The following is a 545-nucleotide window of genomic DNA, read 5'->3' as shown; positions in this document are numbered from 1 at the left end:
CTGGACACGCCGTTCACCACCGCGATGCCGTAATCGTTGGTCACGGACGCGCCGTCGCTGACCGGAATGCCTTTCACACCCGCCGACAACATCATGCGCGGCTCGCTGCCGGCGCTGCTCTGATGCAGGGCCGCGCCCGCCGCCGTGGCGGTCAGCGATCCGTACCAGTTGGCATTCACCGAGCGGTAATCGTTATTTTTCACGCTGCCGTTCGCCCCGAACTGGCCGTACGGCGACATGTGCTGATAGTTGGCGCGGAACACGCCATTGCCTTTTTGCAGATCCGGGCTGCCGCCGCCCGCACCGACGCGCCAGCTGTTGGCCGCATCCTGACTGTTGTAATACGACGCCGTTTGCGAGAAGCCGCTTTGCGAGTCCTGCTGCGCGTCGTAGCTGATTTGCTGCCCGGAAGAGAGCGGCACACTGAGCGACAGGAACATCTGGTTTTCATCGGTATCGCGGTAATTGAGCTTGCTGGCGGAAAACGTCGCCGAGACGCCGGTAAAGCGCCCGACATCGAAAATCTTGCTGACCGACAGGCTGTA

General features: G+C 62.0%; 1 protein-coding gene. It reads right to left on the bottom strand.

Annotated features, from left to right (window positions below; translation table 11 throughout):
* On the bottom strand, window positions 1-545 hold a 545-nt coding region (locus tag EYY67_RS24385; RefSeq protein ID WP_165498010.1), incomplete at both ends, for a fimbria/pilus outer membrane usher protein.

This window comes from Rahnella victoriana (assembly GCF_004330295.1).
GTDB lineage: Bacteria > Pseudomonadota > Gammaproteobacteria > Enterobacterales > Enterobacteriaceae > Rahnella > Rahnella victoriana.
This window is presented reverse-complemented; position numbering and strand designations above follow the sequence as displayed.